The organism is Wolbachia endosymbiont of Rhagoletis cerasi (genome assembly GCF_018454475.1).
Taxonomy (GTDB): domain Bacteria; phylum Pseudomonadota; class Alphaproteobacteria; order Rickettsiales; family Anaplasmataceae; genus Wolbachia; species Wolbachia pipientis.
The window spans coordinates 1-16,181 of record NZ_JADCNC010000005.1; the positions used below are offsets into that span (position 1 = coordinate 1).

Annotated in this window: 18 protein-coding genes, 2 tRNA genes and 2 pseudogenes; 8 read left to right on the top strand and 14 right to left on the bottom strand. The window is 35.0% G+C overall.

What is annotated here, in order from left to right; all coding sequences use genetic code 11:
- Positions 1-683 (top strand): annotated as a pseudogene (locus INQ25_RS06920) (IS3 family transposase); the annotation flags it as partial.
- A 46-nt stretch (positions 684-729) separates the two neighbouring features.
- On the opposite strand, the pseudogene INQ25_RS01150 reads toward INQ25_RS06920, so the two are convergent.
- From INQ25_RS01150 to INQ25_RS01160, 3 genes and pseudogenes are all read right to left on the bottom strand, one after another.
- Positions 730-1,108 (bottom strand): annotated as a pseudogene (locus INQ25_RS01150) (IS4-like element ISWosp8 family transposase); the annotation flags it as partial.
- Positions 1,109-1,329: 221 nt separating this feature from the next.
- The gene (locus INQ25_RS01155; protein ID WP_213862859.1) at positions 1,330-2,193 is read right to left on the bottom strand and encodes a gamma-glutamyl-gamma-aminobutyrate hydrolase family protein; all 864 of its coding nucleotides are present in this window, start codon (positions 2,191-2,193) and stop codon (positions 1,330-1,332) included.
- Between the two features lie 218 nt (positions 2,194-2,411).
- Positions 2,412-2,484, bottom strand: a tRNA-Phe gene (locus tag INQ25_RS01160).
- A gap of 81 nt (positions 2,485-2,565) precedes the next feature.
- On the opposite strand from INQ25_RS01160, the gene coaD reads away from it, so the two are divergent.
- Together coaD and INQ25_RS01170 are read left to right on the top strand one after the other, a co-directional pair.
- On the top strand, positions 2,566-3,072 hold the full coding sequence (gene coaD, locus INQ25_RS01165; protein ID WP_213862860.1) for a pantetheine-phosphate adenylyltransferase: 507 nt from the start codon (positions 2,566-2,568) through the stop codon (positions 3,070-3,072).
- Positions 3,073-3,140: 68 nt separating this feature from the next.
- Positions 3,141-3,332, top strand: coding sequence for a zinc-finger domain-containing protein (locus INQ25_RS01170; RefSeq protein ID WP_151808017.1), 192 nt, complete (start codon positions 3,141-3,143; stop codon positions 3,330-3,332).
- A gap of 24 nt (positions 3,333-3,356) precedes the next feature.
- Here the strand turns inward: INQ25_RS01170 and INQ25_RS01175 are convergent, their stop codons facing one another.
- From INQ25_RS01175 to rpsB, 7 genes are read right to left on the bottom strand one after another with little or no spacing between them, the layout of a single operon-like run.
- Positions 3,357-3,983, bottom strand: a complete 627-nt coding sequence (locus tag INQ25_RS01175) for a phosphatidate cytidylyltransferase (RefSeq protein ID WP_213862861.1) — start codon at positions 3,981-3,983, stop codon at positions 3,357-3,359.
- Entirely contained in the window at positions 3,973-4,668 is a 696-nt protein-coding gene (uppS, locus tag INQ25_RS01180) for a polyprenyl diphosphate synthase (protein ID WP_006279327.1), read from the bottom strand. Before uppS ends, INQ25_RS01175 begins: the two co-directional genes overlap by 11 nt.
- Before the next feature lie 6 nt (positions 4,669-4,674).
- Positions 4,675-4,938: a hypothetical protein gene (locus INQ25_RS06860; protein WP_010962657.1), complete on the bottom strand. Its 264-nt coding sequence runs from the start codon at positions 4,936-4,938 to the stop codon at positions 4,675-4,677.
- Positions 4,939-4,943: 5 nt separating this feature from the next.
- The gene (frr, locus tag INQ25_RS01195) at positions 4,944-5,501 is read right to left on the bottom strand and encodes a ribosome recycling factor (RefSeq protein WP_213862862.1); all 558 of its coding nucleotides are present in this window, start codon (positions 5,499-5,501) and stop codon (positions 4,944-4,946) included.
- A 7-nt stretch (positions 5,502-5,508) separates the two neighbouring features.
- Positions 5,509-6,252: a UMP kinase gene (gene pyrH, locus INQ25_RS01200; RefSeq protein WP_155968561.1), complete on the bottom strand. Its 744-nt coding sequence runs from the start codon at positions 6,250-6,252 to the stop codon at positions 5,509-5,511.
- A gap of 10 nt (positions 6,253-6,262) precedes the next feature.
- Positions 6,263-7,123: a translation elongation factor Ts gene (tsf, locus tag INQ25_RS01205; RefSeq protein ID WP_213862863.1), complete on the bottom strand. Its 861-nt coding sequence runs from the start codon at positions 7,121-7,123 to the stop codon at positions 6,263-6,265.
- On the bottom strand, positions 7,104-7,952 hold the full coding sequence (gene rpsB / locus INQ25_RS01210; RefSeq protein ID WP_015589054.1) for a 30S ribosomal protein S2: 849 nt from the start codon (positions 7,950-7,952) through the stop codon (positions 7,104-7,106). The genes tsf and rpsB overlap by 20 nt, the downstream gene beginning before the upstream one ends.
- Positions 7,953-8,143: 191 nt before the next feature.
- On the opposite strand from rpsB, the gene INQ25_RS01215 reads away from it, so the two are divergent.
- From INQ25_RS01215 to INQ25_RS01230, 4 genes are all read left to right on the top strand, one after another.
- Positions 8,144-8,220 (top strand) — tRNA-Asp (locus INQ25_RS01215).
- Between the two features lie 137 nt (positions 8,221-8,357).
- Entirely contained in the window at positions 8,358-8,729 is a 372-nt protein-coding gene (yajC, locus tag INQ25_RS01220) for a preprotein translocase subunit YajC (protein ID WP_015589055.1), read from the top strand.
- 80 nt (positions 8,730-8,809) lie between these two features.
- Positions 8,810-10,630 carry a glutamine--fructose-6-phosphate transaminase (isomerizing) gene (gene glmS / locus INQ25_RS01225; protein ID WP_213862894.1) on the top strand — a complete coding sequence of 607 codons (1,821 nt, stop codon included), beginning with the start codon at positions 8,810-8,812 and terminating at the stop codon, positions 10,628-10,630.
- Positions 10,631-10,944: 314 nt separating this feature from the next.
- Positions 10,945-11,865, top strand: coding sequence for an Rpn family recombination-promoting nuclease/putative transposase (locus INQ25_RS01230; RefSeq protein WP_213862864.1), 921 nt, complete (start codon positions 10,945-10,947; stop codon positions 11,863-11,865).
- A 114-nt stretch (positions 11,866-11,979) separates the two neighbouring features.
- On the opposite strand, the gene INQ25_RS01235 is transcribed toward INQ25_RS01230, so the two are convergent.
- The 4 genes from INQ25_RS01235 to INQ25_RS01250 all read right to left on the bottom strand — a co-directional run bounded on the left by INQ25_RS01235 (position 11,980) and on the right by INQ25_RS01250 (position 14,271).
- On the bottom strand, positions 11,980-12,171 hold the full coding sequence (locus INQ25_RS01235; protein WP_070356842.1) for a hypothetical protein: 192 nt from the start codon (positions 12,169-12,171) through the stop codon (positions 11,980-11,982).
- A 96-nt stretch (positions 12,172-12,267) separates the two neighbouring features.
- The gene (gene murB, locus INQ25_RS01240) at positions 12,268-13,155 is read right to left on the bottom strand and encodes a UDP-N-acetylmuramate dehydrogenase (protein WP_213862865.1); all 888 of its coding nucleotides are present in this window, start codon (positions 13,153-13,155) and stop codon (positions 12,268-12,270) included.
- Complete coding sequence (hemC, locus tag INQ25_RS01245) at positions 13,146-14,024, bottom strand: hydroxymethylbilane synthase (protein ID WP_213862895.1); 879 nt, start codon at positions 14,022-14,024, stop codon at positions 13,146-13,148. The genes murB and hemC overlap by 10 nt, the downstream gene beginning before the upstream one ends.
- Positions 14,025-14,058: 34 nt before the next feature.
- Positions 14,059-14,271 (bottom strand): hypothetical protein, encoded by a 213-nt coding sequence (locus INQ25_RS01250; RefSeq protein WP_213862866.1) that lies wholly within the window; start codon positions 14,269-14,271, stop codon positions 14,059-14,061.
- 725 nt (positions 14,272-14,996) lie between these two features.
- Between INQ25_RS01250 and odhB the strand changes: the two genes are divergently transcribed.
- Complete coding sequence (gene odhB / locus INQ25_RS01255) at positions 14,997-16,169, top strand: 2-oxoglutarate dehydrogenase complex dihydrolipoyllysine-residue succinyltransferase (protein WP_213862867.1); 1,173 nt, start codon at positions 14,997-14,999, stop codon at positions 16,167-16,169.
- Positions 16,170-16,181 lie beyond the last annotated feature (12 nt).

A 16,181-nucleotide genomic window follows, 5' to 3' on the forward strand; every position in this document is an offset into this window, starting at 1 on the left:
AGCTATTCAAAAAATATATCAAGTTTCTAAATGTAGATATGGAGCTCCTAAAATTCATGCTGAATTAAAGGCTTTGGGTAAAAGTTGCAACTTAAAAACAGTGCAAAGTATTATGCAGAAAAATGGTATTCAGGCTATATTGAGAAGAAAATTTAAAATTAAGAAACAACAAACGGACAGTAGAGTAGTAGCTCCCAATATATTAGACCAAAACTTTATTGTCGATCAACCAAATAAAGTATGGGATTACTTATATAAAAACCAAAGAAGGATGGCTATATTTGGCAACAATAATCGATCTATATTCACGCATGGTAGTTAATGAGCAGTTCAATAAATAAACAATTGGTTATGGACTCTTTATTAATGGCCGTTAACAAGCGTAAACCTGCCAAAAATCTACTATTACATAGTGATCAAGGTTCACAATATACTTCGCAAGGTTATCAATATCTCTTATCCATAAAAAACATAGATGAGTCATAAAGGTTGTTGTTACGACAATTCTGTTGTGGAAAGCTTCTTTAGCTCATTGAAAAGAGAAATACTTATTGATACTTCACAACACTCTGCTCAACAAACTAGAACTGCAATATTTGAATACATAGAAATTTTTTATAACAAACAACGTCACTATTAACTATTGCATTCCTGAGCATTTTGATTCATCATTCTCTTTGTGAAAAACATTCCAAACTTTCTCTCCACTTTTTCTGGGTAAGGTCAGTTTCCATTTGGTTCAAACTCGGATACAATTTCCCCAGAGCTGGGTAATCTCATACCAGAACCATCTGCTGCAATAAGTCTATAGCCTCTCCAACTCAGGTTCATCCTGATAGGCTGTTTGGATGCTTAAATTCTTGAAAGCCTGTATGGCAAATCTTATACCTTGCTTTAGAAAAAGCTTGCTTTGAGGGTACATGTCAATGGCTCCATAAGTTCACATTCTATTCCCAAACTTTTTTTAACTAACTTTAAAATCATAGAAAATACTGTCGAAAAAGGAAGTTTTCTTGTTCGTGTAAAACTCAACACAATGGATTTTCTGAAAAGTTTTCGAGTATATTGCATTTTTAATTTGTAAGATAAGATCTTTTCCTTTTTGCATGCCTCACCTAAAAAAGACACATTTTAAACTTTTTTGTTGCAATAAAATAGAAACAAAAGTGCTGTCCCTTGCACTCTTTGGATAATTTAATGATAAAAAATTTGGAGAGAAATTTTATACACTATCGCTGATATTTTTCCTTAAGTTGACGCCATTGCCTGAACGGATACATGACAAATCTATCGTTTATCAAATCGTCGGTAAGCCTAAAGCTATAGCCATTAAGCACGATAAAGAAAATCATTCATAATCGCTATAGCAACTAGTGTAGACACTTGACGTTCCTTGTGATTTGATAAATAGAGGTTTTTATCTGACTTCACAACAAGGGCTTCTGGATGACTTTGAAAGTGAACATTACCATGCTTATCTTCAATAGCCTCTATTACCCCCTCACTGGAAAATGCTGCAACTTTATATCCAAGTGACTCCAATTTTCTTCTATTTTCTGGTGTATTACTTACTGCTCCTGAATGAGCATCTGGAAAATATGTTGAAAACCAGCCATTTTCATTAGGTATTAGGAATTTGGCTACTACTTCTGCTAAACGACTATTTGGAACGATCTTTATCTGCTGGAGAGGTACATCCTCTTTCTGTGGATTAGGTGCTGATTTTAAATGAGATCTTTGCTTCTCTTCATCACTCACAACACTCACTACTTCAATTCCCTTTGCATTCATTATGCCTTCACATATGCCAAGCAAATGAATTGCAGGGTTATCATCGACTATTTTTACAATTGCTTCAGTAACAAGCTGGCGATAAGGAGTGGGTGCTGAATGTAAATTATCCGGAATAAATATCCTATTTATTTTGTGCTCTTTAATGAATTGTGCAACTTCAACTTTTATTCGGTCTAATGTTAGCTTTTTTGCCAATGTTTCATCTTGTTTTGCGAGATTAAGTGACTCTGTCTGAATTTTTTTAAGGCTAATTATCTTATTATAATCAATCAGTACAGTCTTAACCCCAAAGTTATTAAACATCTCATAGATATTTTGAGATAGCCCAAGTTCATGTGCTTCTTCCGTTTTCAACAAACCAACAACTATGTCATTATTTACTGTATTTTCTGCCGTCAAGACAGTTGACGCTGGTTCTTCTTTTCTGGTTACATGTTGAGATGCCGGTTTTTCACTAACGCCAGCATAAGTAATATTGCTAAATAATAGAACTATAATTAATAAGATATTAAATAGTTTATTATAATATTTATATACTATGACTTGCCTCCCTAATATTTATATTACGATATAGAGTATTTTATAACAAAAAGGCAAGTTTGCCAAGAAAGAGAAGGTGGCCTGAGCAGGAATCGAACCAGCGACACAAGGATTTTCAGTCCTTTGCTCTACCAACTGAGCTATCAGGCCAACTGTATACTTTCATTTTTAGATAAAAAATGTTATCATGTCTATCAAAAGTTTTTAAAGTAGTTTATATAAAAATAAAGGATGAACATTAATAACAGAACAGGAATCTACCCTGGCACATTTGACCCTATAACTTTTGGGCATATTGACATAATCAAAAGAGCGTGTAAACTAGTCGATAAATTAATAATAGGGGTTGCAGAAAACGTTAATAAGCATACTGCCTTTGACACAAAGCTACGCACAAGCATGGCTGAAAATGAAATTAAAGGACTAGGAATTGATGCAGATGTTATATCTTTTAATGGGTTGCTAGTGAAGTTTGCCAAAGAGCAGAATGCTTCTGTTATTATTAGAGGATTAAGAGCAGTGTCGGATTTTGATTACGAGTTTCAAATGAGTTGGGTAAATTATAAACTTCTTCCTGAAATCGAAACCATATTTCTTCCCGCTTCTGAAGATACTCAATTTATCTCATCAAGTTTTGTAAAGGAAATAGCAAGATTAGGAGAAGATGTTAGCAAATTTGTATCAAAAGGCGTTCAAAGCGAATTGATTAACCTGAATAGGATAAAAAATGGAGAATAGTGCTTGTTGTTTTTTATTTCTGGATAGGTATATTTAATATATAAAATGTTATAAGCTAAAGGAGTAGCATGTCAAAAGTGAGGGTTAATAATAGAAAAGTTTGTTGTCATGGTGATGAGAATGATGAGGGTTCTGGCCATCCATTAATATATTTAGATATGGGAGAAGAAGAGGAAATAGCCTGCCCTTATTGTGAAAAGACGTTTGTCCATGACTGCACTGTAGAAGCGGTTGGGGAGCTGACTAGGGATGATCTCTAATGGCACTTTATTTCTTCTGCAGACTTAGCTTATGTAAATAGCAATAAGAGGGGCAGTAAAAATGAAACTGTCCATACGGTCGAGCACTCCCCCATGGCCAGGTATCATATTTCCACTATCTTTAACACCGTAAACTCTTTTAACAAGCGACTCAGTGAAATCGCCAAGTTGCGCTAGAATAGCAATTGCAAGGCCAATGATTGGAGAATAAAAAATTGAAAATAGACCAAAAAATATTGATCCAAAAATTGTGCACACTACTCCAGCTAAAATCGCACCAAGAAGTCCTGTCCAAGTTTTTCCAGGGCTAAGAATTGGGCAAATTTTAGCTCCACCAAAATTCTTACCAAATAGGTAGGCAGTAACGTCAATTCCCCAAATGGTTAAGACGAACCATACTAATGCGTATTTTCCCTGTGGTAGATTATATAAATATATTAATGAGGCGCTTGGTAGTGCAATCAATAATAATGCAAAAACGTATAAAATTTTATTTCCTTGGGTTAGATTATACCATTCAAAAGAAGATAAAACTGCTATTGAAAAAATCAATAGGTAAAACGATAAATCACTAAAATATGTAGCAAAGGAAAATATGAATAATATTACTATTGAGGACAACATTCTAATTATAAAATTATTATCTACCATATTTTTTCTCTCTTTTTGTATAATCTTCTAATGCTTTACTCAAATCTTGACAAGAAAAATCAGGCCATAAAGTATCACAAAAATACAATTCAGCATAAGCTGCTTGCCATAATAAAAAGTTGCTTAACCTTTTTTCGCCGCCAGTGCGAATTAATAAATCCAATTTTGGCAAATCTTTAGTATACAGAAATTTTTCAAATTCCTCTTCTGATACATAAGCAATATTTTCTTTTATAATATTGCTTATAGCTTGTGTAATTTCTTGCTTTGCTCCGTAACTGACTGCCACAGTGAGTAATAAACCATCGTTCTTATGTGTCATTTCTTCTGCTTTTTTAATTTGATCCAATATTTTACTGGGTAACAGACTTAAATTGCCAATAAAATTCAACTTAATGTTACAATTGTAAATGAAATTGACTTTATCTTCATTAGTTAAAACGGAGTAAAATAAATCAAATAGACAGTCAGTTTCGTTTTTAGGTCTAAGCCAATTCTCCATAGAGAATGCATACAAAGTTAAGTAGGGTATGGTTAAGTCCGTACAATACTTGGCAATATCGTATGCAACTTCACTGCCCTTTTTATAACCATCAATTTTTACCCTTCCTTGATTGTTCGCCCATCTACCATTACCATCCATAATAATTGCTAAATGTTTCGGTAAAGATTCTTGATTCAACATTTAAATTTAACCTAATTTTGACTTGAGTGAAATTTTTTGGATTTCAATGGACACCTGGAAGGTGTCAGCTACTTGCATGACAGGAAGAGAGTTACTGTAGTGACACCAATAGTTGATACTTGAATGCAAAATTGGTGTCATCCCAGTGCTCCGACACTGGGATCCAGGAAATTTGATTTCAAACAAGTGCATCAGATAGTTGTATAGTAAAGACTGGATTCCAGTGTCAAACACTGGAATGACATCATTTGCTATGTAAGCTTTCTCCATATCATTTAGTGATTCAGTATATCCTTTTCTTTGATGGACAATTCACCATCAATCTTTTTTATATTATCATCAGTAATATTTTGTATTTCCTTCTTAGCACCATGAAAATCATCTTCTGAGATTTCTTTATTTTCCTTCATTTTTTCTATTTCTTCTATAATATCTCTACGTATATTTCTAATGGCAATCCGTGCATTTTCAGCAAACTGATGCAACAATTTCACTAATTTTTCACGGGTTTCTTGTGTTAAGTCTGGAAGAGCTATACGTATGGTATTACCCTCAACAACAGGATTTAAATTCAAGTTGGCATTTAATATAGCATTTTTTACTTCACCTATAACACCGATATCCCAAACTTTAATTGATAGAGTTTTGTTATCTATAACTGAAACGCCTGCAACCTGATTTAACTTTTGATGTCCACCATAGATATTTACAACTATACCATCAAGCAACGATGCGCTAGCTCTACCAGTGCGTACACCTTTAATATCATCATGAAAGGACTGAATAGTTTTTAGCATCCTGTCCTTTGTTTTAGTTTTTATTTCATTTAACATAAATTACCTAATGTTTACAATCTGAAACTATAGTATAAGTACCTTGACCCTTAATAATATTGACTATTTTTTCTCCCTTCAAAGAAAAAACTATAATGGGAATAGAATTCTCACGAGCAAGTGAAATTGCTGATGCATCCATAACTTTTAAATCACGAGTCAACAAATCCGTGTAAGAAAGCTTATCATACATTACAGCATCCTCATTTTTTTTCGGATCAGCGGAGTATACACCACTTACTTGCGTACCCTTTAGAATAACATCACAATTCATTTCAACAGCACGTAAAGCCGCAGCTGTATCTGTAGTAAAAAATGGGTTGCCTGTGCCTGCTGCAAAAATTACCACTCTACCTTTTTCTAAATGACGAATAGCTTTCCTTCTTATGTAAGGCTCACATACAGTGGCCATGGGTATTGCAGATAATACCCTCGAAGCTACTAAATTTTTTTCTAAAAAGTTTTGTAAAATTAAAGCATTGATTATAGTTGCAAGCATTCCAATATAATCACTGCTTGCTCTTTCACAACCACTTAAAGACGCAGATGTGCCACGAAAGATATTACCACCACCAACAACAATACATACCTGAACTCCAAGATTACAAACTTCAACTATGCCTTTAGATAACTCACCTATAGTCTCCATATCGTGACCAAATTGCTTTGATCCCATCAAAGCCTCACCAGAGATTTTAAATAACACTCTGGAATATTTTATTTCGCTTTTTTCATTTGTTGAGGGAAACATTTTTTACCATTTAGTTTGCACCACCCAAAACAAGTAACTTGTAATTAGAGAGTTTAACAGCACTCAACTCGCTTGATTTTATAAAATCAGAAACTTTCATTTTATCATCCTTTATGAACTTTTGTTCTAGTAAAACAACTTCTTCATAGTACTTAGCCATTCGTCCATCTACTATTTTTTTTGCTACTTCTTCAGGTTTATTTAAGCCCCTCACTTGCTCTTCAATTATAGAACGTTCATTTTTCAACTTCATTTGATCTAAATCATCTATAGACAAAGCTTCAGGCTTCATAGCAACTACATGCATAGCTATTTGTTTCCCAATCTCTTGTAGCTTCGCCTTATCACCAGATGATTGCAATGCAATTAAAGCACCAATCTTACCTAAGCCACACACATCACCATGTACGTAGCCAGCAATAACTCCATCCTTAGCTTCTAAGTAACAAAGCTTGCTTAACTCTAGCTTCTCACCAAGAACTGACGTACCATTCATAATAGCTTCCTGCACTGTGCCAATGCTTTCATACTTGGCATTTTTTAACTCATCAACGCTAGTACAGCGTTCTTGATGAGCAATTGATGCTAAATTTGAAACTAACTCTATAAATTTCTCATTCCTTGCAACAAAATCTGTTTCGCAATTGAGTTCAACCAATGCACCATAATTTTCAGTCAAACACATAGCAACGAGTCCATCTGAAGCTACTCTATCAGATTTTTTGTCAGCTTTAGCAAGACCTATTGTACGTAACTTATCAACGGCTTTCTTAATGTCACCATCACATTCTTCTAATGCTTTTTTACAGTCACTTAAGCCAAGCCCTGTTCTATCACGTAATTCTCTTATATCATCTGGATTCATCTTCATTTGTTACTACCTCCCTTTCTTCTTCTTTGTAAACTTTACTACGTCTCTTTTTAGTTTGCACAATACCGTCTTCTTTTTCTTGAATAAACTCATCACCCCTTATATCATCAATCTTAACTCCAGATTTTGCTAGACTAGACTCTATTCCAGCTAATATAGAGTCGGTAGCTAATTTACAATAGAGCTCTATTGATTTTCTTGAGTCATCATTTCCAGGTATTAGATAAGTAATACCATCTGGATCAGAATTAGTATCAAGTATTGCAACTATTGGAATTCCTAACTTCTTAGCCTCCTTAACCGCTATATGCTCTTTATTAGTATCAATGATGAATAAGATATCAGGAATTGCTCCCATTTCTCTAATACCGCCAAGCGCCTTATCAAGCTTTTGCTTTTTCTTTTCAATGTTTCCCAATTCTTTCTTTGTTAAAATGCTATCCTCGTCATTTAATATTTTCTCATATTGCATCAAGGTTTTTATCGAAGAAGAAACAGTGCCCCAATTAGTAAGCATACCACCAAGCCAACGATGATTCACATAATATTGACCACAACGAATCGCTTCACTTGCAATAATATCAAAAGCTTGAAACTTTGTACCAACAAATAGAATGCGACCACCTTGAAATGCAACGTCATATAAAGCCTTCATGGCCACCTGTAGCAATGGTAGTGTTTTTCGCAAATCAATTATATGTATACGATTTTCTTGATGCACTCCATATATGTATGGAGCCATTTTTGCGTTCCAGCGACTAATTTTGTGACCAAAATGTACACCAGATTCAGCTAAATCACGCACAGTGACTTTAGGCAAATTTGTCATATATCATTCCTCCAAATAGTTTATCTTCCATGGCATAACCCTAATGGGACTACTTGTACAAGCCATGTGTGAAATTAAATTATTTACATAGTAATAGAAAAGACAGCAAAGCGCAAACAAAAAATATTGACAAAGGGCAACATGTTTATTAGCTTTAAAGTTGAAGCCCGAAAATGCTAAAAAGAAATTAGGGGGGTGTAGCTCAGTTGGTTAGAGCGCATGCCTGTCACGCATGAGGTCGTGAGTTCAAGTCTCATCACTCCCGCCATATTAGTTTTAGCATAACTTAGAATTCGCAGTATTATTGCCGGTATTGAGAAACGCCTTCACCAAACTTGACATGGCATGGTATTGTAATTAATACTTAAATAGGTTTGTTTTTATCATTAACAATTAGGATTAAATATGCTCATTTCTGAAGTTTTTGCAGCAGATGCAACTAGCAATACATCAAGTATCGGCGCATCTTTTGCTAGTTTTACTCCATTGATTTTAATATTTGTGGTATTTTATTTTCTCATTATTCGCCCGCAACAAAAAAAACTAAAAGAACATAGAAAGATGATAGATCAAATAAAACGTGGTGATACAGTCATTACTTCTGGTGGAATAATAGGTGAAGTTAATAAAGTTGATGAGGCAAATGCACAATTTATAATAGAAATAGCACCAAAAGTTGAGATAAAAGTTCTAAAGTCCGCTATATCTGAGGTTTTAAGCAAAGAAACTCAAAAAGTAGCAGCTAAACCAATTAAAAAGGTAAAATCGAAAGAATGATAAAAAGAATATAAATCAACCAGTAATAAAGGCAAAAATGCTTAACATGTTTAGAAAAAAGTTTGTTTGGTGATCCATTTGTGTGCGGAATATTTGGTGTAGTAAGTAGCGGTGATTCAGTAATACCAACCTTACTAACTGGGTTACAAAAATTGGAATATAGGGGATATGATTCCTCAGGTATAGCAATCATAAATAACGAAGGTAAGATAGAAGTCAAAAAATCAGAAGGTAAAGTCGAAAGGTTATGTGAAGTTGTTGATGACAGCAAGATGTCTCACAGTACAGTTGGTATAGCACATACTCGCTGGGCTACACATGGAGTCCCAGGCCTTAAAAATGCTCACCCCATTCGTACAAATAACGTTGTTGTTGCTCATAACGGCATAATTGAGAATTACAATCTGCTAAAAAAGGGCCTAGAAGAAAGGGGCATGTCATTCCATACTGACACTGACACAGAGATCATACCAAACATGCTAACCTTATATCTCGATGAAGGATTGTCGCCAGTTGATTCTCTATTTAAGTGTTTAAACAACCTACACGGCTCATTTGCCTTGGTCTTATTATTTGCAGAATATCCAGACGCCTTATTTGTTGCAAAGAGAAATTTGCCTTTAGCAATAGGCTATAACTGTAACACAGTGTTTGCTGCATCTGACTCTAATGCTTTAAGTGCATTTGTGGAAAAAATATCGCATTTGGAAGATGATGACATTGCAGTGATAAAATCTAGTGGAGTTAGTATATACAACAATGGTACACAAGTTAAACGCAGTATAGAAAATAGTAGTCCAAGTGATTTTCTAATTAGCAAAAATGGTTACCCTAGCTTCATGCTAAAGGAGATTTTTGAGCAACCGCGTGCATTAAACAAAACAATAAATCAATTTTACAAGCAATATAAAGAGGTAATATTTGCTAACAAAAAATTGTTTTCTGAGCTGAGTTACATTACTATAGTTGGATGCGGGTCATCTTATTTTGCTGGGCTAATAGCAAAGTATTGGCTGGAAAATGTCGCTCAAGTTCGAGTATATCTAGAAATCTCATCAGAATTTAGGTATAGCAACGTCAAGCTGGAAGAAGGCAGCATTGGGTTATTTATCTCTCAATCTGGCGAAACTGCAGATACCATAGAAGCGCTGCGTTATGCGAAATCACAGAAGCAAACAATCATAAGTATAACTAATACATTTAGCAGCAGCATTGAAAAGATCTCAAATATTGTGTTACATACTCTTGCTGGGCCAGAAATTGGTGTTGCTTCAACAAAAACCTTTTCTGCGCAACTTGCAACTTTAGCATGCTTTGCCGTGGAGCTTGGAAAAATAAAAGGTATACTGGGTGGAGAGAGAATAAAACAGCTAAGCAGTGCTATCAATTCTATTCCCGAGTATGTTGAGCACGTTTTGAATGTGATGAAAATACAACATATATCGGGCAGTATATTAGAACACAATAACGTTATTTTAATCGGCAGAGGAAGTTCATACGGAGTTGCAATGGAAGGCGCATTGAAAATAAAAGAGCTTTCATATATCAATACAACTGGTATTGCAGCGGGAGAAATGAAGCATGGTTCTATTGCTTTAATAGACTCTACTGTGCTTGTTATAGCAATTATCCCTTATGATGATTTATTCTTTAAAACGCTATCTAATATACAAGAGATTATTGCAAGAAAAGGCAAAGTAATTGCCTTCAGTGATAAACAAGGAGCGCCATTCCTAAGGGGAGTTTGCGCAGATGTGGTGCAACTTCCAGACACTGATAATTTTATCTCTCCAATCATCTACAGTGTTGCTATGCAATTCCTTGCTTACTTTACTGCAGCAAAAAAAGGGTTAGATGCAGATTGTCCAAGAAATTTAGCTAAGTCTGTCACGGTTGAGTAGTCCATTTAAAGTTAAAGCTAAACTTCTAATAAGGTAACCAGACTGCATTCTGTGATTTTTAGCAAAACACGATACACAATCGTCATTCCGCTACTAGTTAGCGGAATCTATGCCGAGATACCGCGAATGAATCGCGGTATGACGGTTCGCGGTGGTATGACGGTTAAGTAATTCGTCATCCCGCTGCTTGTTAGCGGGATCTAGAGATACCGCGGCGGTATGACGGTTCGCGGCGGCATAGCTATCTTCAAAAATATGGTTGAATAATTGTTAATAATAGTGTATAATTATTAATATTTTTAAGCACTTTGGCTATGGCTTTATCTAAGTTTCTCGACCCTAAGCTGGATTTGACCTTCAAAAAAATATTTGGCACTGAAAAAAATAAGAATATTCTCATACATTTTTTGAATGATATTTTAGGGTTTACCGAGATAAATACTATACAAGAAGTGGAATTCCTCAGTACTATAATGGATCCTGAAATTGCCTCTGATAAGCAAAGTATAGTTGATGTTCTTTGCAGGGACTCTAGTGGGGCTAGGTATGTGATTGAAATGCAGCTCACTCGCGATAAAGGCTTCGAAAAACGAGCTCAACTATATGCTGCTAAGGCTTACTCAAGGCAAGCTGATAAATCTGGTAAGTACATTGATTTAAAGAAGGTTTTCTTTATTGCTATCTCTAATTGTAATTTATTTCCTGATAAGCTTGATTATATATCCAGCCACACTATAAGAGATGAGAAAACCAATGAGCATGACTTAAAAGATTTTCAATTTGTATTTATTGAACTACCTAAATTTCCTAAGAATAAGGAAGAACAGCTAGAAAGCATAGTGGATCGTTGGTTATTTTTCTTCAAATATGCAGATGAAACTACGGAAGAAGACTTAAGGAAAATAGCAGAAAAAGCACCAATAATAAAGTTAGCCTACGATGAATTAGACAGGTTTAGCTGGAATGAAAAAGATTTAGTAGCTTATGAAGAAAGAATAATGGATCTACGGAAAGAAGAAGCCATTCTTGAATACAGACTTGACCTTGCTACTGAAAAAGGCATCCAAATTGGCGAAGAAAGAGGCATCAAAATCGGTAAAGAGGAAGGGAAAATCGAAGGAAAAATCGAAGTCGCAAAAGCAATGCTGGCTAACAATGTTGATGTCAACACTATTGTCAAATTTACTGGCCTTTCTATTAGTGAGATTGAAGAATTAAGTGTGAACGGTTACTAATTAAGAACTTTAATTATCAATCATAAATCACTGAATTTCGCTAGTAAATTTGTTGCCATTGTCCATATTGCACAATTGTATATAAGATATAGTATAACAATAGTGTCCGTTCAGCTAATACCAATTCCCACTGCACAATAAACGGATAGATAACAATGGAAAAAAAGCCATACTATTGCCTTTCTTTCTCACTCCACAATTAAATAACTCTACAATATCGCTTATTTGATTCACTAATAATGAGAATTGGTATAACTTTGCTATTTTTCTCTCTAGATTCTTGCAAAGTTCTACAAGATTAACCACATTACCTCACGGTTTCTCTATGATTATTTTTTTAGATTACTTGTTTACCTTATTTGCCGTTCTCCTGAACGAATATACATAAGCTATAAAAACTATCTAATAGCTACCCAAAACCCTTATTTCCCACTCAAGTTCAACATTAAATTTATCCTTTACTGCATCTTTTACTTTGTTGCCAAGGTTTTCCAAGTCAGATGCAGTTGCATTATCGTAATTGAGCAAGAAGTTACAATGTTTCTTAGAGATTCTAGCTCCACCAATATTTAACCCTAGGCAGCCAGATTTATCAATTAACTCCCATGCTCGGTAGTTTTTTGGATTTTTGAATATGCACCCAGCAGTTTTTCCTCTTATTGGCTGGCTTTTATTTTTCCTCTCAATAACTTCCTTTAACCTTTGCAGTATAAGCTCATACTCTGAGTTTACTCCTTTAAACTCAGCTTCAACAAAAATCCAATTTCCTTTTAGGCTATTTCCACGGTAAAAATACCCCATTTCTTCGCTGGAGAACTCATATAGGTTTCCATCCTCTAGATTCACTGCTTTTATGGATTGTACAACACTTGCGATATCACTACCATATGCACCTGCATTCATTTCTATTCCGCCACCAACTGTTCCTGGAATTCCAACTAGAAACTCCAACCCACTAATCTGCTGATTTCCCGCAAAGTGAGCAAGGTTGCTGAGCAGCACAGCTCCCCCAGCTACAATAGAGTTGTTACCCTTACTTTTAATATATGCAAACTCCTTACCTAATTTTACTGTTATTCCTCGAATGCCACTATCTCGCACTATTATGTTGGATGTTGCACCAATAACGCTAACTGGCAGTTCAGTATTTTTAATCAAGTATGTTAAATCTTCAATATCACATGGTTTAAATAATACATCAGCTCGTCCACCAACATTTAACCACGTCGCTTTAGACATTAAGACATCATAACGATAGATTCCACGTACTTTAGGTAAGCTTATAAGCATTTTGATTTCAACTCTAATCCTGCATCCATACCCATTTTCTCCGCATCTTCTATAAATGAAGTGCGCTCAGTGAAGTATATATTTTTTCCACTTGCTAACATACAACGAAGGTGTAGCATATTTTCGCTCACATATTCAGCCAAAGCTGCAAGTGGTGTAAAACATGAACCATTCACTGTCTTCATAAAACTGCGCTCTGATTTCACTCCTATAAAAGACATATTATTATTAATTTTCTCTAAAAGATCGATAATTTTTACATCATTCCTTCTACATTGAATACAAACCGCTCCCTGTCCCACTGCACTTAACATAACTTTTGGTGGCAATACCTCTGTAATTAAGTGATGTTTTTCTAATCTTATGAGTCCAGCTTCAGCTAAAATTATTCCATCAAAACTTTGATTTTGCAATCTAGTTGTTACATTTCCACGTAGCGGTACTATATTTAAATCTGGTCTAACATTTAACAACTGAACTTTTCTTCTTATTGAAGAAGTGGCAATAGTAGCCTGCTGTGGCAAAGACTCAAGGCTATTGTGTTTATGAGAAATAAACGCATCGCATGAACTTAGCCTTTCTAAAACACAAGGAATTGTTAAACCCCCTGAGAAAAACGCAGGCATATCTTTTAGCGAATGAACTGCCATGTCTATATTATCTTCGAGCAATTCAGTCTCAATTTCTTTAATGAATAATCCTTTGCCTCCTATTTCAGCAAGATTTGCGTTTGCATACTTATCTCCAGAAGTTTTTATTTTAACAATTTCAATAGATAAGTTAGGAAAAGAATCCAGCAACTTTTGTTTTGCTTCCAAAGCCTGGGCAACTGCAAGCTTGCTTCCTCTGGTACCTATTTTGACTAGCATGTGTACGATTGTTTGTCTGATGTCATTCAAGTAGCTAACTACTTGGATCCAGTTTATATAAACCTTTGCATTTATTGTACTTTAACTTAAAACCAAAAGCAACTTTGACTTTACAAAATAATAACCTTTTATATGCATAAATAAGCTTACTGGATTCTAGTGCCCAAACACTGGTTTCCATCCAAGATGGTGTCATTCCAGTCTGGAATCCAGAAAAAAGAATGGTGTCATCCCAGTGCCCAGACACTGGGATCCAGGAATTTTATTAAGTTGGTAAGCATAAAAATAGATGTTTTACGTTAAAATACAATGTTTTCGATGAGATTATATGGAAAACTGGCATGACACCCTTTACGGGCTCTTAAATTGCAACTATAAATATTTAAGAAATTTACCAAACGAAAAAAAAGGCAAAAGAAGCCCTGGGGTTATTATCCGCTTTAAAATATTGGCGTTTTTTATGTTTTAAACGCTTGACAAGCGAAATTCAGCTGCTTTTAATTGCAACTAACTTACGCTGCAAATGTTTAAGAAATTTACTAAGCAGAAAAAAAGACAAAGAATCCCCGAGTTAGCTAGTCTTTTACTATCTCTGTCGAGTATTGGCATTTTTTGATGTCTTGTAACGCTTTATAAGCGCGTTCAGCTTATTTAGATAAAAATCTAGACGTAGATGAAGTTTTGTAAAGACATACAGTATCTATATACTGCAAAAAATTGAACATAAGACGCCGATACATTAAGTAATCCTTACCTTTTAATCTGCAGATTGGCGAAAGCAAATACAATAGCTTCACTATCATGATAAGTGGGCTGGCGGAGTTTGTCAAGGAATTTTTATGGCTGCGCTGGAATGACATTTGGGAGTTGTGGTCCACTTCTAAATGATAAGAGCCTCAATGAATTTATTAGTTTATTACATGTCTCTTTTCATGTATAAATCTATAGAAAGTTTTATACGGAAGTTGTTTTATGAGCAAAATTATAGAAATCAGAGCGCCAAAAACTCTTGGTGGTGAGTCAGTTACGGAAGGTATAGTAAAAATAAAGAAAAATATTGGCGAAGCAGTAAAAGTAGATGACTTGATCTTTGAAATTGAAACTGACAAAACAGCACTCGAATTAACTGCAGAAGCTTCGGGGCAAATAACTGAATTTCTTATAAAAGAAGATGATGTAATAAGTCCTGATCAATTGTTAGCGAAGCTTTCCGTGGGAGAAGTAAAAGAGGAAGCAAAAAAAGAAGATAAAAGCGAAAGTTCTGCCAAAAAAGATGCTCCATCAGCTCGTAAAATTATGGAGGAAAATGCAATTAATGCAGAAAGTGTCAAAGGAACTGGCATGGGAGGCAGAATAACAAAAGCAGATGTAATAGGCCATATAAACAAAACAGAACAGCCTGCAATAAAACAATACGAATTGCCAAAAAGTGTAGTAAATGGAGAGCAAAGAGAGGAACGAGTAAAAATGAGCAAAATAAGGCAAGTAATTGCCGCTCGTTTGAAAGCATCGCAAAATACTGCTGCAATACTGACCACGTTCAATGAAATTGACATGAAGAATGTCATGGATCTAAGAGCAAAATATAAGGACGCCTTTGAAAAAAAATATGGAATAAAACTTGGTTTTATGTCGTTTTTTATAAAGGCAGCGGTGCAAGCATTGAAAGAAATTGCTGAAATTAACGCTGAAATCTCAGGCGATGAAATCATATATAAACATTACTATGACGTAGGTGTTGCTGTTGGCACCGATAAAGGTCTTGTTGTACCAGTTATTCGGGGTGCCGATCAGATGTCATTTGCAGAAATTGAGTTGACTTTAGTTGCTCTTGGCAAAAAAGCTCGTGAGGGTAAATTACAAGTATCAGAAATGGAAGGTGCAACATTTACCATCTCAAACGGTGGAGTATACGGTTCACTTCTTTCCACTCCGATAATAAACCCTCCGCAATCTGGAATACTTGGAATGCATTCAATACAAAACAGGCCAGTTGCTGTTGGTAATGCAGTAGAAATCAGACCTATGATGTACATTGCCCTCTCTTACGACCACAGAATAGTTGATGGCAAAGGAGCAGTAACTTTCCTCATTAAAATAAAAAATTATATAGAAGATCCAAACAGGTTAGTTTTGGAAGTGTAGCTCAAATGAGTT